We start from the raw sequence: 22607 nt of genomic DNA on the forward strand, positions 1-22607 counted from the left end.
CAGACCGACCCCAATGAAGGGCTGGCCCGAACGAAGGACTGACCATGACGCTCAGAGCCGACGACCTCATCGACCGCCGCCGCCTGCGGCGCAAGCTCACCTTCTGGCGCGTCGTCGCCTTCGCCGTCGCCGCGCTCGGCATCGCGGCGCTCGCCGCATGGTTCTGGGGCGACGAGGTCGGCACGGCGGCCGACCATATCGCTCGGGTCAAGATCGACGGCACCATCACCGAGGACGAGGACCTCATCGAGCGGCTGGAGAAGATTCGCAAGTCGGACCGCGTCAAGGGCGTCATCCTGTCGATCAATTCTCCCGGCGGCACCACGGCCGGCGGCGAATCCATCTACGACGAGGTGCGCAAGCTCGCCGCCGACAAGCCGGTCGTCGCCCAGGTCGGCACGCTTGCCGCGTCGGCCGGCTACATGATCGCCTCGGCCGCCGATCACATCGTCGCCAGAAAATCCTCCATCGTCGGCTCGATCGGCGTGCTCATCCAGTTCCCGGACGTCACCGGCCTGATGGACAAGATCGGCGTCAAGCTGGAGGAAGTGAAATCCGCGCCGTTGAAGGCCGAGCCCTCGCCCTTCAACGCCACAACCGAAGAAGAGCGCGCCATGGTGCGCAAGCTCATCATGGACAGCTACGACTGGTTCGTCGGCATTGTCTCCGAGCGCCGCCATCTGTCCAGGGACCAGGTGCTGGCGCTGGCCGACGGCTCGATCTTCACCGGCCGGCAGGCGCTCGCCAACAAGCTGATCGACGAGGTCGGCGGCGAGGACGAGGCGGTCGCCTGGCTGGGCACCAAGGGCGTCGACGCCAAGCTCAAGGTGATCGAATGGAAGGACGGGGGGAGCGGCGGCTGGCTGTTCTCCAAGGCGCTGACGCGCACCGTGGCGCGCGCGCTCGGCCTGCCTGAAGAGAGCGGCGCGGTGCTTGAAGAGATCGGCGCCGACCGCTTGTTCCTTGACGGCCTCGTTTCGGTCTGGCACCCTTGAGCGCTTGCCAAATCCTCGAAAAAGCAAATAAAATCATCCGCATACTTTCGCCAGCATTGCCATCAGGGGACATCGCATGATCAAGTCCGAACTTGTGCAGGTCATCGCCGCGCGCAATCCGCATCTGTTCCTGCGCGACGTCGAGAACATCGTCGGCGCCGTGTTCGACGAGATCACCGACGCGCTGGCCGACGGCAATCGGGTGGAATTGCGCGGCTTCGGCGCCTTCTCGGTGAAGAACCGCCCGGCCCGCACCGGCCGCAACCCGCGCACGGGCGAATCGGTCGAGGTCGAGGAGAAGTGGGTGCCGTTCTTCAAGACCGGCAAGGAGCTGCGCGAAAGGCTGAACGGCGGCAGCTGAGCGGCGCGCCGACCCTGCGACGGGAAAGCCCCACGGGAAAATAATGGTCAACCGCTTCCTTCTCATCGTGGTCTTCGTGCCCCTGGCGATCGTGCTGATCGCGCTGGCGGTCGCCAACCGCGAACTGGTCGCCTTCACCCTCGATCCGTTCAATCCCGGCAATCCGGGGCTTACCGTCACGCTGCCCTTCTTCATCTTCCTGTTCGCCGCGCTGGCGCTGGGCATGATCGTCGGCAGCCTGGCGACCTGGATACGGCAGGGCCGCTACCGCAAGCTCGCCCGGCAACGCGGCGTCGAGGCGGAGAACCTGCGCCAGGCGGTCGCCCGCACACCAGCTCCCACGGCGCCTCCGGCCGGGCCGGCCCTGCCGACGCCGTCGAACTGACCCGGATCGTTTCCACGCAATCCCACAGGAAAAGCCGTTTCGCGCTTTTCTCGGGCATGAATTAAAGGCGTCGCGCCGAAAAGGGATGCCGGTTTTCGGCAGGAAGCGATGCGAAAACAAAAGGTACAACAAGCCGCCCGTTTCCGGTATCGGGCGGTTTGCTGTAGCCGCACATTTGCCGGAGGGGTTCCCATGCTTCACATTTCAGCCGCCGACGTCGACCGCGCCCTGACCTTCCCCGGTCTGGTCGAGGTCCTGCGCGACGCCTTCCGCGACGGCGCCGTGCAGCCGGTCCGCCACCATCATGCGGTGGAGCGTCCCGGCAGCGCCGGCTCGACGCTGCTCCTGATGCCGGCGTGGACGGATTTCAAGGCGGCGGATGGCAAGGATGGCCACATCGGCGTCAAGATCGTCACCGTCTCGCCCGACAACAACGCCATCGGCAAACCCGCGGTGATGGGCCTCTACCTGCTGCTCGACGGCGCCACCGGCGAGCCGGAAGCGCTGATCGACGGCCAGCGGCTGACCCAGTGGCGCACGGCCTCGGCCTCGGCGCTCGCCGCGAGCTTTCTGGCGCGCGAGGACGCGTCGCGGCTGCTGGTGATCGGCGCCGGCGCCCTGTCCTCCTTCCTCGCCAAGGCCCATTCGGCGGTGCGGCCGATCAAGGAAATCCGCATCTGGAACCGCACGCCGGCCAACGCCGAGAAGGTCGCCGCCGCCTTGCGCGCCGAAGGTTTCGCCGCCGAGGCGGCGTCCGACCTCGAAGCCGAACTCGGCCAGGCCGATATCGTCTCCTCGGCCACCATTTCGCAGACGCCGCTGGTCAAGGGCGCGCGGCTGAAAGCGGGAGCCCATGTCGATCTCGTCGGCGGCTTCACGCCGGACATGCGCGAGGCCGACGACGATGCGATTTCGCGCGCCCGCGTCTTCGTCGACACCCGCGCCGGCGCCACGAAGGAAGCCGGCGACATCGTCAAGCCGCTGGCCTCCGGCGTGTTGAAGGAAGCCGATATCGTCGCCGAACTGGCCGAACTGGCGCGCGGCCAGAAAAAGGGCCGCGAAAGCGCGGAGGAAATCACCCTGTTCAAGTCGGTCGGGGCCGCGCTGGAGGACCTCGCCGCCGGCATCGCCGTCTACCGTGCTCTGAAACGTTGAGCCTAACAGTCCGGAATGTAACGACAAAGTGACTTCGCCGACTTTGACGGCTAATGCTGTCGGCATTAAGTTGTTGTTGTTTCTACAGCATTTTGCAGCCAGACGGAATCGTCTGGCGTCGCAGAAATGCGGCTGAGATAAAAAGGTGGAGCGGCAGCCCGGATTTGTCCGGGCTTCCCCGCTCCAAGTTTACCGGACGTGGGACAATGTCTGAAGGCTGGTTTACGAAACCTGTGGCGATTGCCGTTGGCATCGTCGGCGACATCCACAATGTCTTGAGCGCCAAGCAGGCGCTGGATGCCCTGAACGGCCGATGGCCGGACGCCGGCGCGCCGAAATTCAGCGAGGCGCGGCGGCTGTGCCAGCGTGTCCTCAACGGCGGCACGACGAGCGAACAGGCACGCGAGGCCTTCGTCGCGGCCGCGCGGGAAGCGCGCATCCTGGTGGAATAGCGCGCCGCGATCCGTTTCAGGCTGCAACTGCCTTGCCCGCCTCCATCGCCTCGGCGATCAAAGCGAAGTCATGCTTGCTGACCTTCAGCACGCCGAAGCGGAGCTGGTAGCCCCAATGCGGCTGGCCGGCGGTGAGGTCGAGCTGGTCGAGCAGCGGCGCGATGGGCGCCTCGACGGCCACCGCCCAGTCCACGTCGCGCCGGAACGGCGTAGACCCGTCGCCCATGACGCCCGCATAGGGCTCGCCTTCCCTGACCCGGCCGATCGCGGTGAAGGATTGGAGCCCGTCCTTCTGGCGATAGACGGTGGTAGGGGAATAGTAGACCACGCCGTCGCCCGGGCTGATGCGCCGCAAAGGCGCGGCCTTGCCGTGATTGACCTGCATGAAACCTTCGGCCCAGCCGCGCCGCACATGCTCAGCCGATGCGACCGCCAGCCAGCACGCGCTCATGGCTGCGCTCCGGCTTCGTCGCTCAGCCAGTAGACGCGCAGGCGATGTCCGTCCGGGTCGAGCGCGACGAAGGTGCGGCCGAAATCCATGTCGCTCGGCGCCTGCGCAATGGCCAGTCCGCGCGCCGCCCAGTCGGCATGGGTGGCGTCGACCGTGGCGGGCGTATCCACGGCGATGACCACTTCTGCGCCGCCGCCGGCCGCCTGCGCCGCCGGCTCGACCGTATGGCGCGACCACAGGCCGAGCTTGAAGCCGTTGTCGAAGACGAACAGAACGAAGGTCGGCGAGGCCTCGACCGGCTGGCGGCCGAGCAGCGCGGCATAGAAAGCGCCGCTCCTTTCAGGGTTGTCGACATAGAGGATGACGAAGTTGGGGGCGGGCATGGGCGTTCTCCTTGGTTTCGATGCGGAGAATCTAAGGCCGACCACTGTCAATTTCTGGCAGCAGCCTTTTGTCCGATGCCCTGACTTTCGCGCCATTCCTTCAGAAGCGCCTGGCGGCGGCGCGGATAGCGATCCTCCGTAACGTCCAGTTCCTCGATGCGGTCGACGCGGAAATGACGGAAATCCTGCCGCGTCTCGCACCATGCGACCAGCACGCGCACCTTGTCGAAGAAACCGAGCGCGAACGGCCAGACCGTGCGCGCCGAACGCGCACCGCCGGCATCCCGATAGGAAAAGCCGAGCTTGCGCTCGCGGCGGATCGCCTGCCGCACCGCGCCGAGGTCGATCCCCTCCGCCGCCTCGGCGCGCGGGCCCACCATCAGCGCGGTGGCGTCCAGCGTCTCGCGCAGGTCCGGCGGCAGCACGGCCGCAACCTTGGCCAGAAGATCGCTCGCGGCCTCGGCCAGCCGCGCGTCCGGCTGCTTCGCCACCCAGCGCGCGCCCAGCACCAGCGCCTCGATCTGCTCGTCGTCGAGCATCAGCGGCGGCAGGAAGAAGCCGGGCTTCAGCACGTAGCCCAGTCCCGCCTCGCCCTCGATCGGCGCGCCCTGCCCCTGCAAGGTGGCGATGTCGCGGTAGAGCGTGCGGATCGAGACGCCGAGTTCGGCGGCCAGCGCCCGCCCGCTCACCGGCCGGCGGTGGCGGCGCAGCGTCTGGACGAGGTCGAGCAGGCGTTCGGAGCGTGACATGGAGCCTCCTCTTCGCAGGATAGGTCGCTCCACGCGCCCTGCAAAGTTCCGGCCTGCAATCGGGTTTTGTTGCGCCGGGCAAGGCGCTATGGCAGAAGCGGCCGACCACTCCGGAGAACGGAACGCCTTGAAATCCCACCGCGACAGGCGGCGCGACGACCGCCAGCCTTCCCCCCGGCAAGATCGGCCGCGGCAGGCCCGGCAGCATGAGGCTGAGGACCGCCCGGCCCGCCAGCAGGAACCGGCGCCGAAGCCTGCCGCCTCGCAGGAAAGGCCGGCGGCGACCCCGCGTGTGCTTTCCCGCCGCGAGGGCGCACTGCCGGCGGAAAAGCTGCCGCTCGTCCTCGAAGTGCAGCCCAACGCCGACTATGCTCTGCTGGACTCAGGCGCCGGCCGCAAGCTGGAGCAATACGGCCCCTACAGGATCGTACGGCCCGAGGGCCAGGCAATCTGGCAGCCGGCATGGCCCGAGAAGGAATGGAACAAGGCCGACGCCATCTTCACCGGCGACACCGACGAGGAAGGCATGGGCCGCTGGCGCTTTCCGAAGGCGCCGCTCGGCGAGACATGGCCGATGAGGCACGATGGCATCGACTATCTCGGCCGCTTCACCTCGTTTCGCCATGTCGGCGTCTTTCCCGAGCAGGCCTCGCACTGGGACCACATGGCCGAGATGATCCTCAATGCGAGACGGCCGGTGAAGGTGCTCAACCTGTTCGGCTATACGGGGCTCGCCTCGCTGGTCGCGGCGAAAGCCGGCGCCGAAGTCACCCACGTCGACGCCTCGAAGAAGGCGATAGGCTGGGCGCGCGAGAACCAGGAAGTCGCGCGCCTCACGGACAAACCGATCCGCTGGATCGTCGAGGACGCGATGAAATTCGCCGAGCGCGAGGAGCGCCGCGGCTCCCGCTACGACATCGTTCTGTTCGATCCGCCCGCCTACGGCCGCGGCCCCAAGGGCGAGGTCTGGCAACTGTTCGAGCACCTGCCGGCGCTGGCCGACCTGTGCCGATCGATCCTGACGCCGAAGCCGCTCGCCGTGGTGCTCACCGCCTATTCCATCCGCGCCTCCTTTTTCGCCACCCATGCGCTGATGCGCGACACCTTCGCCGGCATGGGCGGCAGGATGGAATCGGGCGAACTCGTCATTCGCGAGACCTCGGCCGGCCGGGCACTGTCGACCTCTCTCTTCTCGCGGTGGGTGGCGTCATGAGCGCTTCCCTGACCAACTTCGGCGCCGCCCCTCACCCTTACCCTCTCCCCGTAAACGGGGAGAGGGAGATTGCCGACGGCGCAACTGCCCTCCTCTCCCCGTTTACGGGGAGAGGATGCCGGCAGGCAGGTGAGGGGCAGCACTGCCCGTATGGGGAAACCACCGCATGAGCGAGCACGAGCACCGCCGCGCCGTCGGCCAGGTCAAGGAAGTCACCAGCCTCGCTAACCCGCTGGTCAAGGACATCAAGGCGCTCGCCCTGAAGAAATTCCGCGACCAGCAGCACGCCTTCATGGCCGAGGGGCTGAAACTGGTCATCGACGCGCTCGATCTCGGCTGGCAGATCAGGACGCTGGTCTTCGCCAAGGCAGGGCGCGGCAATCCGGCGGTGGAAAAGGCCGCCGCCCGCACGGTCGCCGCCGGCGGCACGGTGCTGGAAGTGTCGGAAAAAGTGCTGTCGGCCATCACCCGCCGCGACAATCCGCAGATGGTCGTCGGCGTCTTTTCCCAGCGATTCGCCGCCTTGAAGGATATCCGCCCGAAGCCCGGTGACGTCTGGGTGGCGCTCGACCGCGTTCGCGACCCCGGCAACCTCGGCACCGTGCTGCGTACCGTCGATGCGGTCGGCGCCAGGGGCGTCATCCTGGTCGGCGACACCACCGACCCCTTCGCCGTGGAAACGGTGCGCGCCACCATGGGCTCGGTCTTCGCCGTACCGGTGGCGAAGACCACGCAGGGTGAGTTCCTCGCCTGGCGCAAGGGCTTCTCCGGCATCGTCGCCGGCACGCATCTGAAAGGCGCGGTCGACTACCGCAGCGTCGATTTCTCCGGCAGACCGGTGCTGCTCCTGATGGGCAACGAGCAGCAGGGCCTGCCGGACGAACTCGCTGCAAGCTGCGACCGGCTGTTGCGCATCCCGCAGGCGGGCCGCGCCGATTCGCTCAACCTCGCCGTCGCCACCGGCGTCATGCTCTACGAGATCCGCCGCGACGCGCTGACGCTGGAGGCACGCCCTTCGTGAAATCCCTCATTCCCTACGGCCTGCTCTCGGTCGTCGCCATCGCGCTCGACCAGGGGATCAAGGTCCTGGTCGAGGCCAACCTGCCGTGGCAGCAGCCGGTAGACCTTTTGCCGTTCCTGGCGCTCTTCCGCACCTACAACACCGGCATCGCCTTCTCGATGTTGTCCTCGCTCGGCGACACCGGCCTCATCGTCCTGGCGCTCGCCGTCGCCGCCTTCGTCATCTGGCTGGCCGCCCGCACGGAGCCGCGTCAGGTCGCCGCCCGCATCGGCTTTGCGCTCATCGTCGGCGGCGCGCTCGGCAACCTCATCGACCGCGCCGTCTACGGCCATGTCATCGACTACGTGCTGTTCCACACGCCCGTCTGGTCGTTTGCGGTCTTCAACTTGGCCGATGCCTTCATCACGGTCGGCGCGGCGCTCGTCATCCTCGAGGAATTCCTCGGCTGGCGCAGCCAACCGCGACCTTCGGACGATTGACCCGACACGCGGGGAGCCGCAAACTTCGCCGACATGCGCGAGGAGAAAAAATGCCTGACACCTTCAAAGCCATCCTGGTTTCCCGCGACGAGGACAAGAAGCAGTCGGTGGCGGTGAAAGATCTGACCGAGGCCGACCTGATGGAGGGCGACGTCACCGTCGCCGTCGAGGCGACCACGGTCAACTACAAGGACGGGCTCGCCATCACCGGCAAGGCGCCGGTCGTCCGCCGCTGGCCGCTCGTTCCCGGCATCGACTTCGCCGGCACGGTCACGGCCTCCGACCATCCCGACTGGCGGCGCGGTGACAAGGTCATCCTCAACGGCTGGGGCGTCGGCGAAACGCACTACGGCGCCTATTCGGAGCGCGCCCGCGTCAAGGGCGACTGGCTGGTGCCGCTGCCCGAGGGCATGAGCGCGCACGACGCCATGGCGGTCGGCACCGCCGGCTACACGGCGATGCTGTGCGTCATGGCGCTGGAGCGGCACGGCATTGCGCCCGACCGCGGCCCGGTGGTGGTGACCGGGGCTGCCGGCGGCGTCGGCTCGGTCGCCGTCGCCATCCTGTCGAAGCTCGGCTACCACGTCGTCGCCTCGACCGGCCGCGAGGCCGAAAAGGCATATCTCACCGATCTCGGCGCGGCGGAAGTGATCGCGCGCGACGAGCTGACCGGCCCGGTCAAGCCGCTCGCCAAGGAGCGCTGGGCCGGCGGCGTCGACGCGGTCGGCTCCACCACCCTCGCCAACGTGCTCTCCATGACCGCCTATGGCGGCGCCGTCGCCGCCTGCGGCCTGGCCGGCGGCATGGACCTGCCGTCTTCCGTGGCGCCCTTCATCCTGCGCGGCGTCTCGCTGCTCGGCATCGATTCGGTGATGGCGCCGAAGGAGGTGCGCCTGGAAGCCTGGCGGCGCATCGCCACCGACCTCGACGTCGCCAAACTGAAGGCGCTGTCGACGACCATCGGCTTCGACGGCATCCTCGACGCCGCCCGCGCCATCGTCGATGGCAAAATCCGTGGCCGCGTCGTGGTGGATATGGAATAGACCGTCAGCGTCGCACTCCGTCCAGCACCCCTCATCCGTCTCGGCGCTGCGCGCCGATCCACCTTCTCCCACAGGGGGAGAAGGGAGGGCTTGCGCCTACGTCTCTGCAAATCTCCAACATTGACGATTGGTCGCAAGGGCAGCGCCACCTCACCTTCTCCCCTTGTGGGAGAAGGTGGCCGAGCCGAGCGAAGCGAGAGCGAGGTCGGATGAGGGGTGCTGGACGGAGTGCGGTTCCGAAAGATTTTCTCCCAGAATCTATCCCCGTCCTTTCCGCTCGCCCCATACTGCCCGTCATCTCCTGTGCGGGAACGCGGGTCGCGAACCGGGCGCTTGTGGCAGGAGACGGTGCCGGGCTGGTCGTCTACGGTAGGCGGCTGGGCGATGAACCCCCAAGTCCGGGCCTCGACCGAGCCAGCGGGCCGAAAGGCAGCGCCCCTCGGGGAGGCAAGACACCGGCGGGCGCGGGATGCCGCGCCATACTTTAACTTAGCAGGCACGGCCCCGCGCCCGCTTCCCGACCTCAAACGAGGTCCGCTCTTTGACAATGGCCAGGGCCGAAAGGCAGCGTGGCAATGAAGAAACCCACCCAGGGAGAACCCCTCTCCGTCTCGGCTTCGCCGAGCCACCTCTCCCCAGAGGGGCGAGGAACCGAGCTCGCGACCGTCGCACTCTTTGGATGCCCAAGTTCCGCAACAGTTTTCCTATGGTGTCGGCCTCGCAGGACTTGGGTTCCTCGCTCCTCTGGGGAGAGGTGGCTTGGCGAAGCCAAGACGGAGAGGGGTCGTTGGCCGTAGAGCGAGGGCTTCATAACGTCGGAGCGGTGGAAATGACCCCTCCCGACCGGACTTCGAGGGGGGGCACCCGCGCCACGGCCCTGCGCTATCGCTCCCAGCCCTTCGGGCGTTCAAGACCTTCAAAACGTCCACCGGACGTTTTGATCCGTCCGAGGGCGAACCGGTCTTTCACCGTTCGGCACTCGAAAAGCCACGCAATTGGCTTTTCATCCGCTGCGCGGACCGCTTCTCACCCTCAAACCGCTAAAATGCAAGCAATCCGTCAAAACCTTCCCTAATCGCTTTGTGGCAACGATGGCTGCATGAGCGCGCAGCCCGATCTTGCAGCAGCCGAAACACACGACGAGCCCGGTGAAACCGCGTCGCCCGTGCCGAGGCGCATGCGCATCCAGGCGCCGCCGCTGCAGCCGGACCTGCCGCCTGTCACGCGCGGGAACGGCCTCACCTTCCTGGTGTTCGCGGCAACGATAGCGCTCGCGGCCTTCTCCTGGCTGACCGGCGCCGCGCCCTTCATCCCCGCCTGCCTGGTGGTCATCGGCGTGGCCGGGCTTCTGGTGCATCTGCGCAGCGGCCGGGCAGCCAGGCGCGCGGCCTTCGCCTTCGACGACAGCGCCGCGCGCACGCGCGCCGAGATCGAGACGCTCGCCGACCGCATGTGGGAGATGCAGGAAAGCGAGGAACGCGCGCAAGGACTGATCGACGCGCTGGGCGACCTCGTCGTTCACCGCGACCGCAGCGGGCGCATCGTCTACGCCAACAAGGTGTTCGCCGATCTCGTCCGCATGGACCCGCGCGAACTGGACGGCCGCACGCTGGCCGAGATCGGCATCGACGTCGGCCTGATGCCGGACGCAGCCTTCGCCGAGCGCGACTGCCTCAGCTCCACCGACGTGATGATTTCGACGCCGGACGGCCAGCGCTGGTTCTCCTGGATCGAACTGTCGGTGCGCGAAAAGGACAGCGGCGCCGTCTCGCACCGGGCGATCGCCCGCGACATCACCGCCCGCAAGCGCGCCGAAACCTCGCTCATCGGCGCGCGCGAGCGTGCCGAATACGCCAACCAGGCCAAGTCGCGCTTCCTCGCCACCGTCAGCCACGAGATCCGCACGCCGATGAACGGCATCATGGGCATGGCCAAGCTTCTCGCCGACACCCAGCTGACGCCCGAGCAGCGCACCTATGTCGGCGCCGTCTCCACCTCGGCCAGCGCGCTTCTGGCGTTGATCGAGGACCTGCTCGACTATTCCAAGATCGAGGCCGGCCGCTTCGATCCCGAGCCGCAGCCGATGGCGCCGCGCGAGATCGCCGACAACGTGGTCGAACTGCTCGCCGCCCGTGCCTTCGGCAAGGGCATCGGCCTCGGTTGCCACGTCGCGCCGGACGTGCCGCAGCGCATCAGCGCCGATCCGGGGCGCGTGCGCCAGGTGCTGCTGAACCTGATCGGCAACGCCATCAAGTTCACCGGCGAAGGCGGCGTCCTGGTCTCGATTTCGCAGGTGCGCGACGTGGCGGGCGACCGCATCCGCTTCAGCGTCGCCGATACCGGCCCCGGCCTGGACGAGAAGGACAGGGACCGCATCTTCGAGGAATTCGAGCAGGCCGACGGTACCTCGACGCGCGCCTTCGGCGGCGCCGGCCTCGGCCTCGCCATATCGAAGCGGCTGGCCGCCGCCATGGGCGGCAGCCTCTCGGTGACGAGCCGGCTCGGCGAAGGCTCCGAATTCGCCTTCGAGATTCCGGCCGTCGAGGCGAGCGGACCGCCGCCGGGCCGCGAAGGTATCCTGACGGGCCGCCATGTCGCCATCGTCTCCAGGAACCAGGTGGAAGCCGAAGCCATCGCGGCGACCATCCGCGACCACGGCGGCAGCGCCGTCATCGCCTCCAGCGCCGCCGTGGCGGCGCCGCTCGACGGCCATTGCGACATGCTCCTGGTGGACGCGGCGCTGGAAAAGAGCGACGGCCGCCTGCTCCAGCACCTGCGCGAGGCCGGCCTGACCAATTGCGAGGCCGCCATCTTCATCGCGCCGGCCGATCGCGGCATGCTGGGCGAATTTCGCGCCAGCGGCTACGCGACGTTCCTGGCGAGGCCGGTGCGCGGGGAAACGCTGTTGCGCGTGCTTCTGGCGAGCCAGGCCGCCGCCACGGCGCCGGACGCCCCTGCCGCCGACACTCAAGGCACGGCGAACCTTTCCCGCAAGGGCCACCGGGCCTCGGGCCTGTCGGTGCTGATCGCCGAGGACAACGACATCAACGCCATGCTCGCCCGCGCCACGCTGCAGAAGGCGGGGCACCGGGTGGAAGTGGTGGGCAACGGCAAGGCGGCGGTGGAAGCCGTCATCGAGGCGGGGCACCGCCACCGCTACGATGTCGTGCTGATGGACCTGCACATGCCGGTCATGGACGGGCTGGACGCCATCGCCGCCATCCGCCGCCATGAGGAGGAAGCCGGCGTCGCGCCGCTGCCGATCATGGTCCTGTCGGCCGACAGCCAGGAAAAGACCCGGCACACGCTGCTTGCCCACGGCGCCAACGGCTTCGTGACCAAGCCGCTCGACCCGGAAGCGCTTGTGCTGGCCGTGCAGGAACACACCGCCGCCTGAACCGAAGCCAGTCTTGGACCGGCGGTTTTCCCGCTTCGAATCGGTGCTCCTTTCACCGCGCCATTGCCCATCGGAAGCGAACACGGTACTGTCACAATCCTGTTGCACCCCCATCGTATCCCCGCGCCAGGAGGGATGGCTCGAAGGAGACTCGCTCGTGCACACAGCGATGCCGCAAGGTGATTCGCAACCCAATTCCGGCACCGCCAGGCTTGCCGAGCTGAAGATGGAGGGCATCGCTTCGGGCGCCCTGCTCGGCCGTATCGGCAATCTCGAAGTGCGCCTTGCGCGCAACGAGGCCGAGGTGGCCGCCGCCCAGGAAGTGCGCTACCGCGTCTTCTATGACGAGATGGGCGCCCACAAGGGCGCCTTGCAGGCGCTGGACCGCCGCGACGCCGACCGCTTCGATCCCGTCTGCGACCACCTGCTCGTGCTGGATTCCAGCATTTCCGGCCCAGAACATCGCCGTATCGTCGGCACCTACCGGCTGTTGCGTCAGGAAGCGGCGGTCGCCGCCGGCGGTTTCTATTCGCAGGACGAGTTCGACCTGCCCGGCCTCGTCTCCCGCCATCCCGGCGAGCGGTTCCTGGAACTCGGCCGCTCCTGCGTGCTGCCCGAATACCGCTCCAAACGCACCATCGAAGTGCTGTGGCAAGGCATCTGGGCCTACACCAACCATCACCGCATCGGCGTCATGACCGGCTGCGCCTCCTTCCCCGGTGTCGACCCGGCCGCGCACGCCGAATCGCTGAGCTATCTCGCCCACCATTGCCGCGCCGGCGCCGACTGGGACATCCGCGCCGTTCCCGGCCGTTATCAGGCGATGGACCTGATGCCGGCCGAGGCCATCAACGCCAAGAGTGCCATCGCCGGCATGCCGCCGCTGGTGAAAGGCTATCTCAGGCTCGGCGCGCGCATCGGCGACGGCTGCGTCATCGACCACGATTTCCGCACCGTGGACGTCTTCATCATCCTGCCGGTCAGCGAGATCTCCTCGCGCTACGTCAATTACTACGGCGCGGAAGCCCAGCGCTTCTCCACCTGACCGGTGAGCGACGGCGACCTGTCCCAAACGTTCGAGCGGCTGAAACGGGCCGCCGAATGCCTTCCGGGCGTCGTCGAAGGCACGTCCTACGGCACGCCGGCGCTCAAGGTCGGCAAAAAGATGCTGGCCCGTGTCAAGGATGCCGACACCGTCGCCATCCCCTGCCCGCTCGACGAGAAGGAAATGCTGCTTTCAGCAGCGGACGATATCTATTTCGAGACCGACCACTACAAGGGCTGGCCCACTGTGCTGATCCGCATGGCCGCCGTTTCCGATGAGGAACTGCGCCACCGGATCGAACGCTGCTGGCTGGCGCAGGCACCGAAGGCTCTCGTCAAGGCCAGGTAAGTCCGCGCCGTGTAAAGGTGGATGCTTACGGAATGTCTTCGGGCTTACGCCCCGGCCGGCTCTTGTAGGCCGGAAACGACCAGCCGAAACGCAGTGCCCCGCCGCGCACGATAAAGGCGGCGGCAAAACCGATCAGCGCCGAAACCGGTGCCGGCAGGCCCGCCAGGTCGCCGAGCGTATAAAGCGCCGCCCCGGCGAGGGCTGCCGAGACGTAGATTTCGGGCTTCAGCAACACCGACGGCTCGCCGGCCAGCATGTCGCGCAATATGCCGCCGAAGGTGGCCGTCAGCATGCCCATCACCACGGCGATGATGGGTGAGCCCGTGATGGCGAGCCCCTTGGCCGCGCCCATCACCGAAAAGGCGGCGATGCCCACCGCATCCAGCCACAGGAGCAGCTTGTAACGGGATTCCACCCGGTGCGCGCCGAAGAAGACCACCACCGCGACGACCGCGCAGATCGGAACATAGGCCCGGTTGGATACCCAGAACACCGGCACGCCAAGAATCACGTCGCGCAGCGTGCCGCCGCCGATTCCGGTGACGGCGGCCAGGAACAGGAAGCCGATGATGTCGAGTTGCTTGCGCGAGGCGGCAAGGGCGCCCGTAGCCGCGAAAACGGCGACGCCGGCATAGTCGAGGAGAGTGACGAGGGGCATCGGACCTCGGCCAGGCAGTAGGGCAGTAGGGCAGTAGGGCAGTAGGGCAGTAGGGCAGTAGGGCAGTAGGGCAGTAGGGCAGTAGGGCAGTAGGGCAGTAGGGCAGTAGAAACTGATGCCAGCGCACAGGCTCGTGAAGACACAATGGCCTTCAGAGAAGGCAAAGGCGTCCGAAGCGACAGCCCTTACTGCCTTACTGCCTTACTGCCTTACTGCCTTACTGCCTTACTGCCCTATTCCCCTACTCCCTCACGCGTCCTTCTCGGCCTGTTCGTTGACCGGGCCGGGCTCGGCCGGCGCTTCGCTCGGAGCCTGCTTCGGACCGCCCTTGGAAACCCCGACCATGGCGGGCCTCAGCACCCGTTCGCCGATCGAGTAGCCAGACTGCACCACCTGCACGACCGTATTGGCCGGCACGTCGGCGTTGGGCACCTCGAACATCGCCTGGTGGAAATGGGGATCGAACTTCTCACCCAGCGGCTCGAGCTTCTTCACGCCGTGCCGCTCCAACGCCGACAGCATGCCGCGCTCGGTGATCTCGACGCCGTCCACCAGCGCCTTGAAGCCGGCGTCGGCAGCCGCCTTGGCCTCGGCGGGGATGGCATCGATGGCGCGGCGCAGATTGTCCGACACGCCGAGCATGTCGCGCGCGAAATTGGCGATCGCATAGGCGCGCGCGTCCTGCACGTCGCGTGCCGTGCGGCGGCGCAGGTTCTCCATCTCCGCCGCTGCCCTCAGCGCGCGGTCCTTCAATTCCTCGTTCTCCTTCAGCAGCCGCACCAGCGCTTCGTAGTCGCCCTCGACGCTGCCTTCCGCGCGCTCGGCCGCAGCCTCGGCGGTCTCGTTTTCCTCGGGCGCGTGTTCGTCTTTTGCCTGGTCGCTCATCGCGTTTTCCATCATCTCAACGGTTTGGAAGTTGCGCCCGATATCGAGGTTCGGGCACCAAAAATCAAGAGGCGCGGGACAGTTGCCCCGGCTCATGGCCGCCCGAGCGCCTTCCTATGAATCGCTCGAAATTAAGTCAAATTTTACCGTAACGGCCAATCGGGCTTGCGGCCATGGTGCAATGCGGGAACCATCACCGGTGCGGAGGAGTTTCGGAGCCGACCAAGGGAATACAGATGATGGCCCGCAATACCGCAAACCGGCAGGACAAGCTCGCAGCCGACATCCGCCGCCAGATCGGCGACCGGTCGCTGAACCGCTTTCTCGGCGCCATGCCCGCCTACAAGGTGGTGAACGACATTCCCCGCCACATGCAGGACCTGCTCGAGCAGCTTGAAGCCAGCGAACGCCGGCAGGCAGGCCGTTCCGGATCCTGAGGACGGGACCAATCGAACGACAGGCCCGGAAAGAAACGCGGCGACGTTACAGCGCCGCGTCCGTCAGCGACGCTTCCAGCCCCGAAAGGTGGATCCCGCATTCGGTCTTGGCTTGCCCTGCCCAGCGGCCGGCACGCGCGTCCTCGCCCGGCTGCACCGGCCGGGTGCAAGGAAAGCAGCCGATGGACAGATAGCCGTAGGCGACCAGCGGATTTTCCCGCAGCGCGTGCGTGCGCATGTAGTCGGCCTGATCGGCGGTCGTCCAGTGCGCCAGCGGGTTGATGCGGATGCGCCGTCCCACCGCTTCGAACACCGGCAGCGCTGCCCGCGTCGAGGCCTGGAAGCGCTTGCGACCGGTGAACCAGGCTCCAAAGGGCTCGACGCCGCGCGCCATCGGCTCCACCTTGCGCACCGCGCAGCAGGCGTCGGTGTCTGTCTCGTGCAGTTTGCCGGTCGGGTCGATGCGGGCAAGTGCCGCCGCGTCGGGCGCAACCACGCGCACATCGGTCAGGCCGAAATCGGCAACCAGCGCGTCGCGATAGGCGAGCGTCTCCTCGAAATGCTTGCCGGTGTCGAGGAAGACGATGGGCAGGTGCCGGTCGACGCCGGCGATCAGGTGAAGCAGGACGGCCGAATCCGCACCGAAGGACGACACCGCCGCGATCGTGCCGGTAAACAGGTCCATCGCCGCGCGCTCGATGACGGCCTGCGCCGGAAGATGGCCGTACAGCGCATCCAGACCGGCGGCATGGGCAGCGAGGTCGCTGCCCTCCTCTATTACCGCTTCAAGCGGCCTTGGCTTCGTCAACATGGAACGGCTCCCTGGAAGGCTGCGGGGCGGGCTGGCGGCCGGTACCCATTGGGCGGACGGTTGCAAGACCGGCCGAGGCCAGGGCGGCATGCAAGGCCATGAGATCGGCTGGCACCACATACGGCAGGAACAGGGTCTGCTCGTAGCCGACCCGCACTTCGCCCGAGCCGTAACGTTCGGCAAGGTCCGCTACCACCTCAAGTTGCCCGGTCGAGATGGCGCCCGGCATGCCCCCGGCTGCAACGAGCGAAATCGTCACCGCCCCATCATCGCTGAGTTGGCGAGCAGAATTATTATCGGGAAGACCATCGTCAGAAACCTCGACCGCCTGCATCCGAACGGTTGCGAGATCGGTCAGGATGGCGGGAATATCGATCAGCGACGGCCAGTGGAACTCGACGAACCCATGCGCGGTGAAGTGGCAATAGCCCTTGTCGTATCGGCGCGCGACATGGGCGAGCATGCGAAGCTGGCTGGCATCGAGTGCGCCTTCCGGCACGCCTATGCGCAGCCTATAGGAATGCAGTTCCAGCGAAACGCCGTTCGCCCGCCGAAGCGGCCGGAACTGCTCCTCCGTGATCTCACCTGCCAGCCGCCGCTCCACCTGGCCGGCGAACCGGGCGATACTGGCCTGGACCCGATCGCGGTCGAATGTCTCATGACGATCCATCGGTTCGCCCTCCTCAGGCTCTCGGCTCGGCGCCGGCACGGACAGCTTCCGGCAACAGGCTCGCGGGGACGTTTCCGCGCCGCGCCGCCAGCGGCTCGGAGCGCTCGAAACGACCACCGGCGACGGCATCGCCGATGACGGTCATGACCGGGCCGGTCAGGTCGGTTCGTCCTTCGAGCGAAGGCAGGTCGGCCAGCGTGCCGTGGAACCGGCGGCAGTGCGGCAGGCCGGCGTTCTCGGCCACGGCGACAGCCGTGTCCGGCGAAAGCCCGGCCGCGATCAGCCGCCCGGCGACATCGGCCGCCACCGAGCGCCCCATATAGACGGCGACGGTGGCGCCCGAAATGGCGAGCTTCGCCCAATCCGGTAGGCTGCCGCCCTTGAGGTCGTGGCCGGTGGTAAAAACCATCGACGAGGTGACGCCGCGCAGCGTCAGCGGCAGTTCGAAATCGGCGGCGGCGGCAAAGGCGGCGGTGACGCCCGGCACCACCTCATAGGCGATGCCGGCTTCGCGCAGCGCCGCCATCTCCTCTCCGGCGCGGCCGAACACCAGCGGATCGCCGCTCTTCAGCCGCACGACGCGCTTGCCTTCGCGGCCGAGTGAGACCAGCAGGGCGTTGATCTCTCCTTGCGTCTTCGAATGGCAGCCCTTGCGCTTACCCACCGACAGGCGCTCGGCATCGCGCCGGCCCATAGCGACGACCGCCTCCGGCACCAGCGCGTCGTAGAGGATGACGTCGGCTTCCATCAAAAGACGCTGGGCGCGCAGGGTGAGCAGATCCTCCGCGCCCGGTCCGGCGCCGACCAGCGCGACATGGCCGGCGGCGGACGCATCGGCGCCGAGCAGACCGATCGCGGCATCGCGTGCGCCGGCCATGTCGCCGGCAGCGGCGGCGCGCGCCGGCGCACCGGCGAAGAATTCGGCCCAGAAGCGGCGGCGACGATTGCCCCACGGCAGCAGCCGCTCGGCCGTCTCGCGCATGGACGCCGCGAGCGCCGCCAGCGGCCCGAGCGACGGCGAAAGCATGCGGTCGATGCGGGCGCGGATCATCTGGGCGAGCACCGGGCCTGCCCCTTCCGTGCCGATGGCCACGGCGACCGGCGCGCGGTTGACCAGCGCCGGCGTGAAGAAGTCGCACAGTTCCGGCCGATCCACCGCGTTGACGGCGATGCCCAGCCGGCGTGCATCGGCCGAGACGCGGGCGTCCAGCGTTGCCTCGCCACTGGCGGCGAACACCATGACCGCGCCGACGAGGTGGTCCGGCGCATAGCCGGCCGCGACATGCTCCAGCCCGTGATCGGCGACGAAAGCGGCCAGAGCCGGCTCCGTTTCAGCCGCAACGATGCGCAGCGCGGCGCTCGACTGCGCCAGCAGCCGCGCCTTGGCCAGCGCTTCCTCGCCACCGCCAACGATGACGACGAGACGACCTTCCACCCGCATGAAGACGGGGAAGGCGTTCAGTCTGCCGGATCGAGGATGCCCAGCTTGGCCGAGGTTGAATTGATGGTGCATTGCAAAATTCCGCATGGAACGGAATTTCTACCGGCGGGAGCCGACTTTCAGAAGCAACGGACTCGCGCGGACCGGCATCCAGCACAATCGCTTTTCCGATTGCGGGAAAGGCGGAAGAAAAAATTTCCGTGTTCTCGCGCGAGCCTCGATAATGGCTTGCCGTTCGGCAAGAAGACAGGCCACCGGTTCTAATTTCTACTAGATTAGTAGAATTAAACGACTTCACTCATAGCCGCGCATTAATGGCCGGAACCGTGGCCATGTCCGCACGTTTGGCCAATAGCCGTTCACGGCTTGGACAATCCCGATGCGGAAGGAAAAAACATGAACGATGTCATTCTCAAGCGCGGTTTGTGGGTGGTCGTCGCCGACGGTGAAAAGGCATTGTTCCTGAAGAACGAGGGCGACGCGAAATTCCCGGACTTCCAGCTCGTACAGGAAATGGCGCAGGACAATCCGGCCACGCGCGAACAGGGCGCGGAGCGTCCCGGCCGCTACAGCAACGGCCCCTCCCCGCACAACAGCGCCTTCGCCGAAACAGACTGGCACCGGCTGAGCAAGGAGCGCTTCGCCGACGACATCGCCGAACGGCTCTACAAACTCGCGCATGAAGGAAAGTTCGACGCCCTGATACTGATCGCCCCGCCACGGTTGCTGGGCGAAATGCGCAAGAAGCTGCACAAGGAAGTGCTGGACCGGCTCAGCGCCGAAATCCCGAAGACGCTGACCAACCAGCCGGTGTGGGACATCGAGGCGATACTGAAGGCAGCCTGACGAACGCGTCCGTGCCGTACCTTCAGCCGCCGCTCAGGATGTCGAGGATGGAGGTGCTCTTTTTCTTCAGCGGACCGCCGACGTCGCCCGGCGGCACCGGCCGCCTGATCGACGCGGTCGGAGCCGTATCTTCGCCCGGCATGCCGAAGCCGCCGGCATCGACCGTCTCGGTTGCCGGCTGCGACGGTTGTCTCGACGCCGTCGGAACCGCTTGCCGGGCCTGTCCGGTACCCACCGCGGTGGACGGCACCGGTGCTGGGCCGTCGTCCTGGACGATGGCGTCGGCGGGCGCCCGCTTCCAGCCACCGGGCAGCGGCCTGACCGGCACGCCCTCATGCGCGGCCAGCATGAATTCATGCCAGGCCTGCGCCGGCAGCGTGCCGCCGGTCACCTTCTTCATCGGCGAACCGTTGTCGTTGCCGAACCACACGCCGGTGGTGAGGTTTGCGGTGTAGCCGACGAACCAGGCATCGCGCGAATTCTGGCTGGTGCCGGTCTTGCCGGCGGATGGCCAGCCGAAGGCCGCCTTCTTCGCCGTGCCGCCGACCTGGACCGTGCCCGCCATCATCGAGTTCATCATGCCGACGATCTCGGGTTTGACGACGCGCGGCGTGTTGCCGCCGTCATTGGCATAGAGAAGCTTGCCGTCGGCGGTGGTGATGCGGCGGATGAAACGGATTTCAGGTCGGTAACCGCCGTTGGCGAAGGGCACGTAGGCGGCCGTCAGTTCCAGCGGCGTGACTTCCGACGTGCCGAGCGCGATCGAGGTGTTGGCGGTCAGGTCGGACTGGATTCCCATACGGTGCGCCGCCTCGACGACCGCGTTCGGGCCAACCTCCATGGTGAGCTGGGCGGCGACCGAGTTGAGCGACTTCGCCAGCGCCGTCGCCAGCGTCACCTTGCCGTAATACTTGCCGCCGAAATTGGTCGGCGTCCACTTGCCGATCCTGATCGGCGCGTCGTTGCGAACGCTGTCGGGCGTGCGCCCGGCCTCGAGCGCGGCCATGTAGACGAAGGGCTTGAAGGCCGAGCCAGGCTGGCGCTTCGCCTCCGAGGCGCGGTCGAACTGGCTGGTCGAATAATCGTAGCCGCCGACCATGGCGCGCACCGCGCCGGAACTGTCGATGGAAACCAGCGCGCCCTGGCTGACATTGAGCTTCTTGCCGTTCTGGTCGATCAGCTCGCGGATCGATTTCTCGGCGATCTTCTGCAAGGTGAGGTCCACCGTCGTGTCGACGACGATGTCGCCCTGCACCTCGCCGATCAGGTCGGGCAGTTCCTCCATTACCGTGTCGGCGACGTAGTTCTCCGATCCGGTCCAGTAGGAGGGGGCGCGCGTCGCCGGCGCGCTCATGGCCGTCGCCACCTGCTTGGCCGAGACCATGCCCTCGTCCTGCATGGCGGCGAGCACCAGTTGCGCCCGTTCCTCCGCCGCCTTCGGGTCACGCGCCGGCGACAGCCGGGACGGCGCCTTGAGCAGGCCCGCGAGCAATGCCGCTTCCGACAGGGTGACGTCGCGCGCGCTCTTGCCGAAATAGCGCCGCGAGGCGGCTTCCACGCCATAGGCGCCCGAACCGAAATAGACCCGGTTCAGATACATCTGCAGGATCTGGTCCTTGCTGTCCTTGTGCTCCAGCCACAGCGCGAGCAGCACCTCCTGCACCTTGCGCTCCAGCGTCCGGTCGGGCTTGAGGAACAGGTTCTTGGCGAGCTGCTGCGTCAGCGTCGAACCGCCCTGGCTGAAGCGGCCGCCGAGCACGTTGGTGACCATGGCGCGCGTGAGCCCGATCGGATCGATGCCGAAATGCGAATAGAAGCGGCGATCCTCGATGGCGACGACCGCCTCGGGAATGTAGGGCGACATTTCCTTCAGGGTGAGCGCCTCGCCGCCGCTCATGCCGCGATTGGCGATCAGCTTGCCGTCGACCGAGACGATCTTGATGTTGGGGGCGCGGTCGGGGATTTCCCAGGTCGTCGCGGCCGGCATCTTGGCGCCGTAGTAGACGACGATGCCGGCGGCGGCGATGCCGCCCCAGATGGCGAGCACGAAACACCAGTAGACCAGCCGGCCGAAGATGCCGAGCATGCCCCGCCCGGAACGGCCACGGCGGCGCCGGTCCTTCACCTTGGAGGATTTGCGCTTGGGCGCGGCTTTGCGGCGGCTCGGCACGACGCGGTCCTCCTCGCGCACCGAGAACCCGTCCTCCGGCGCCGTACGCGACGGCTCACCGAAACTCGGCTCGATGCGTCTGTCCCTGCGGCCCGCCATGCGCTGCCCTTTCGTCCCCGTGCCGATGGCGTCCCGGTTGAAGGGTAGATGCGGCGGTTTAAGGGCGGGTTAAGGCAACGGTTTACCAGCACTTTGAAATCCTTGACGAATTCTTAAATTCACGATGGCTCTCGCGACTCCAGGCATCGGCCCCGACAGGCTCCGCGCAAGCTTATCGAGGCCCGCGTCGTCATCCAGCCGAGCTTTCTCGCGGAGCCTTAAAGCAGGAACTAAAAAAGGAAGACCTCGTTTACCCGCCGAGGGATCAACAGGAGACGACGTCATGAAAACACTTCTGCTAGCTTCGGCCCTCGGGCTTTCCATGACCTCTTTTGCGCTCGCCGACACTGCTGTGGTCGCGACGACCGATCTCAATCTGCGCGCAGGCCCCGGATCCCAGTACCCGGTCGTCGGCGTCATCGGCGCGGGCCAGTCCACCATGGTCAAGGGCTGCATCAACCAGGGCAAATGGTGCAACGTCAGCACCGGCTCGGAAGACGCCTGGGCCTATTCGGACTATCTCGCCATGGATTCCAACGGAACGCAGGTCGTCCTTACCGACCGCTCCCCCGATGCGGGGATCGCCGTGGTTGAAGCGCCCGCCCGCATAAGCAACGGCGATGCCGGTGCAATGGCCGGTGGCGTGACCGGCGCCATCATCGGCGCGGTGGCCGGCGGCCCGGTTGGCGCCGCCATCGGCGGTGCCGCGGGTACGGTGGCCGGTGGCGCCGCCGGCACGATCACGCCCCCACCCCAAACGGTCCGCACCTATGTCACGGCGCACCGCACGGAACCCGTCTATCTTGACGGTGAGGTCGTTGTCGGCGCCGGGTTGCCCGACACGGTATCGCTGGCCGAAATCCCCGACTACGACTACCGCTATGCCTATATCAACGGCCAGCCGGTGCTCGTGGACGCGCATTCGCGCAGGATCGTCTACGTCGTCAGGTAACCGGCGTTTTCAGGAAAGACCGCCCGCCAGCCGGGCGGTCTTTTTTGTGTCGGCAATTTCCATGGGTGACAAAAATTCGCCGTCAATGACGCGCAAGGAACTCCGTCATTGATGCGACGAAATTTATCGATGCGAGGGGAACCGGATTTATTCCGGCGCGT

The 22607-nt window shown here is 66.9% G+C and carries 24 protein-coding genes; 15 read left to right on the forward strand and 9 right to left on the reverse strand.

Annotated elements, in window-relative coordinates; genetic code table 11:
- Positions 1 to 44 precede the first annotated feature (44 nt).
- The 5 genes from sppA (at position 45) to E6C48_RS22640 (ending at position 3348) form a co-directional block, all read left to right on the forward strand.
- On the forward strand, positions 45 to 995 hold the full coding sequence (gene sppA, locus E6C48_RS19875; RefSeq protein WP_136359928.1) for a signal peptide peptidase SppA: 951 nt from the start codon (positions 45 to 47) through the stop codon (positions 993 to 995).
- 76 nt (positions 996 to 1071) lie between these two features.
- Entirely contained in the window at positions 1072 to 1356 is a 285-nt protein-coding gene (locus tag E6C48_RS19880; protein ID WP_136359929.1) for an integration host factor subunit beta, read from the forward strand.
- A 43-nt stretch (positions 1357 to 1399) separates the two neighbouring features.
- Positions 1400 to 1741 (forward strand): DUF1049 domain-containing protein, encoded by a 342-nt coding sequence (locus E6C48_RS19885; RefSeq protein WP_136359930.1) that lies wholly within the window; start codon positions 1400 to 1402, stop codon positions 1739 to 1741.
- A 192-nt stretch (positions 1742 to 1933) separates the two neighbouring features.
- A complete protein-coding gene (lhpI, locus tag E6C48_RS19890) occupies positions 1934 to 2896 on the forward strand; it encodes a bifunctional Delta(1)-pyrroline-2-carboxylate/Delta(1)-piperideine-2-carboxylate reductase (RefSeq protein WP_136359931.1) in 963 nt (320 codons plus the stop codon).
- A gap of 233 nt (positions 2897 to 3129) precedes the next feature.
- Positions 3130 to 3348: a DUF982 domain-containing protein gene (locus E6C48_RS22640; RefSeq protein ID WP_168734592.1), complete on the forward strand. Its 219-nt coding sequence runs from the start codon at positions 3130 to 3132 to the stop codon at positions 3346 to 3348.
- A gap of 16 nt (positions 3349 to 3364) precedes the next feature.
- Here E6C48_RS22640 and E6C48_RS19900 read toward each other — a convergent pair whose 3' ends face one another.
- Genes E6C48_RS19900 through E6C48_RS19910 form a run of 3 tightly spaced genes read right to left on the reverse strand, consistent with a single transcriptional unit; the run spans position 3365 to position 4931 of the window.
- Entirely contained in the window at positions 3365 to 3799 is a 435-nt protein-coding gene (locus tag E6C48_RS19900; protein WP_136359933.1) for an EVE domain-containing protein, read from the reverse strand.
- Positions 3796 to 4182: a VOC family protein gene (locus E6C48_RS19905; RefSeq protein ID WP_136359934.1), complete on the reverse strand. Its 387-nt coding sequence runs from the start codon at positions 4180 to 4182 to the stop codon at positions 3796 to 3798. Before E6C48_RS19905 ends, E6C48_RS19900 begins: the two co-directional genes overlap by 4 nt.
- 47 nt (positions 4183 to 4229) lie before the next feature.
- The gene (locus tag E6C48_RS19910) at positions 4230 to 4931 is read right to left on the reverse strand and encodes a helix-turn-helix transcriptional regulator (RefSeq protein ID WP_136359935.1); all 702 of its coding nucleotides are present in this window, start codon (positions 4929 to 4931) and stop codon (positions 4230 to 4232) included.
- Positions 4932 to 5058: 127 nt separating this feature from the next.
- Between E6C48_RS19910 and E6C48_RS19915 the strand changes: the two genes are divergently transcribed.
- From E6C48_RS19915 to E6C48_RS19945, 7 genes are all read left to right on the forward strand, one after another.
- Positions 5059 to 6144: a class I SAM-dependent rRNA methyltransferase gene (locus E6C48_RS19915; RefSeq protein ID WP_136359936.1), complete on the forward strand. Its 1086-nt coding sequence runs from the start codon at positions 5059 to 5061 to the stop codon at positions 6142 to 6144.
- Between the two features lie 166 nt (positions 6145 to 6310).
- Positions 6311 to 7165 carry a TrmH family RNA methyltransferase gene (locus E6C48_RS19920; RefSeq protein ID WP_136359937.1) on the forward strand — a complete coding sequence of 285 codons (855 nt, stop codon included), beginning with the start codon at positions 6311 to 6313 and terminating at the stop codon, positions 7163 to 7165.
- Positions 7162 to 7644, forward strand: a complete 483-nt coding sequence (gene lspA, locus E6C48_RS19925) for a signal peptidase II (protein WP_136359938.1) — start codon at positions 7162 to 7164, stop codon at positions 7642 to 7644. Before E6C48_RS19920 ends, lspA begins: the two co-directional genes overlap by 4 nt.
- 50 nt (positions 7645 to 7694) lie before the next feature.
- Positions 7695 to 8687, forward strand: a complete 993-nt coding sequence (gene acuI / locus E6C48_RS19930; RefSeq protein ID WP_136359939.1) for an acrylyl-CoA reductase (NADPH) — start codon at positions 7695 to 7697, stop codon at positions 8685 to 8687.
- 1099 nt (positions 8688 to 9786) lie between these two features.
- Positions 9787 to 12084, forward strand: coding sequence for a response regulator (locus E6C48_RS19935; protein ID WP_136359940.1), 2298 nt, complete (start codon positions 9787 to 9789; stop codon positions 12082 to 12084).
- Positions 12085 to 12253: 169 nt separating this feature from the next.
- A complete protein-coding gene (locus E6C48_RS19940) occupies positions 12254 to 13129 on the forward strand; it encodes a GNAT family N-acetyltransferase (protein WP_136359986.1) in 876 nt (291 codons plus the stop codon).
- A gap of 3 nt (positions 13130 to 13132) precedes the next feature.
- A complete protein-coding gene (locus tag E6C48_RS19945; protein ID WP_136359941.1) occupies positions 13133 to 13477 on the forward strand; it encodes an MmcQ/YjbR family DNA-binding protein in 345 nt (114 codons plus the stop codon).
- A gap of 25 nt (positions 13478 to 13502) precedes the next feature.
- On the opposite strand, the gene E6C48_RS19950 is transcribed toward E6C48_RS19945, so the two are convergent.
- Together E6C48_RS19950 and grpE are read right to left on the reverse strand one after the other, a co-directional pair.
- Positions 13503 to 14135: a trimeric intracellular cation channel family protein gene (locus E6C48_RS19950; protein WP_136359942.1), complete on the reverse strand. Its 633-nt coding sequence runs from the start codon at positions 14133 to 14135 to the stop codon at positions 13503 to 13505.
- Between the two features lie 249 nt (positions 14136 to 14384).
- Positions 14385 to 15116: a nucleotide exchange factor GrpE gene (grpE, locus tag E6C48_RS19955; RefSeq protein ID WP_407941027.1), complete on the reverse strand. Its 732-nt coding sequence runs from the start codon at positions 15114 to 15116 to the stop codon at positions 14385 to 14387.
- A gap of 140 nt (positions 15117 to 15256) precedes the next feature.
- Between grpE and E6C48_RS19960 the strand changes: the two genes are divergently transcribed.
- A complete protein-coding gene (locus E6C48_RS19960; protein WP_136359943.1) occupies positions 15257 to 15457 on the forward strand; it encodes a hypothetical protein in 201 nt (66 codons plus the stop codon).
- A gap of 46 nt (positions 15458 to 15503) precedes the next feature.
- On the opposite strand, the gene E6C48_RS19965 is transcribed toward E6C48_RS19960, so the two are convergent.
- The 3 genes from E6C48_RS19965 to cysG are packed head-to-tail and all read right to left on the reverse strand — an operon-like array spanning position 15504 to position 18451.
- Positions 15504 to 16268, reverse strand: a complete 765-nt coding sequence (locus E6C48_RS19965) for a phosphoadenylyl-sulfate reductase (RefSeq protein WP_136359944.1) — start codon at positions 16266 to 16268, stop codon at positions 15504 to 15506.
- Positions 16243 to 16938: a hypothetical protein gene (locus tag E6C48_RS19970; protein WP_136359945.1), complete on the reverse strand. Its 696-nt coding sequence runs from the start codon at positions 16936 to 16938 to the stop codon at positions 16243 to 16245. Before E6C48_RS19970 ends, E6C48_RS19965 begins: the two co-directional genes overlap by 26 nt.
- 13 nt (positions 16939 to 16951) lie before the next feature.
- Complete coding sequence (gene cysG / locus E6C48_RS19975) at positions 16952 to 18451, reverse strand: siroheme synthase CysG (protein WP_136359946.1); 1500 nt, start codon at positions 18449 to 18451, stop codon at positions 16952 to 16954.
- 324 nt (positions 18452 to 18775) lie between these two features.
- Between cysG and E6C48_RS19980 the strand changes: the two genes are divergently transcribed.
- Positions 18776 to 19225 (forward strand): baeRF12 domain-containing protein, encoded by a 450-nt coding sequence (locus E6C48_RS19980; RefSeq protein ID WP_136359947.1) that lies wholly within the window; start codon positions 18776 to 18778, stop codon positions 19223 to 19225.
- Positions 19226 to 19247: 22 nt separating this feature from the next.
- Here E6C48_RS19980 and E6C48_RS19985 read toward each other — a convergent pair whose 3' ends face one another.
- Entirely contained in the window at positions 19248 to 21494 is a 2247-nt protein-coding gene (locus E6C48_RS19985; RefSeq protein ID WP_136359948.1) for a transglycosylase domain-containing protein, read from the reverse strand.
- Between the two features lie 283 nt (positions 21495 to 21777).
- Between E6C48_RS19985 and E6C48_RS19990 the strand changes: the two genes are divergently transcribed.
- Positions 21778 to 22446, forward strand: a complete 669-nt coding sequence (locus E6C48_RS19990) for a DUF1236 domain-containing protein (RefSeq protein WP_136359949.1) — start codon at positions 21778 to 21780, stop codon at positions 22444 to 22446.
- Positions 22447 to 22607 lie beyond the last annotated feature (161 nt).

The sequence above is a fragment of the Ollibium composti genome, assembly GCF_004801285.1.
GTDB classification, from domain to species: domain Bacteria; phylum Pseudomonadota; class Alphaproteobacteria; order Rhizobiales; family Rhizobiaceae; genus Mesorhizobium; species Mesorhizobium composti.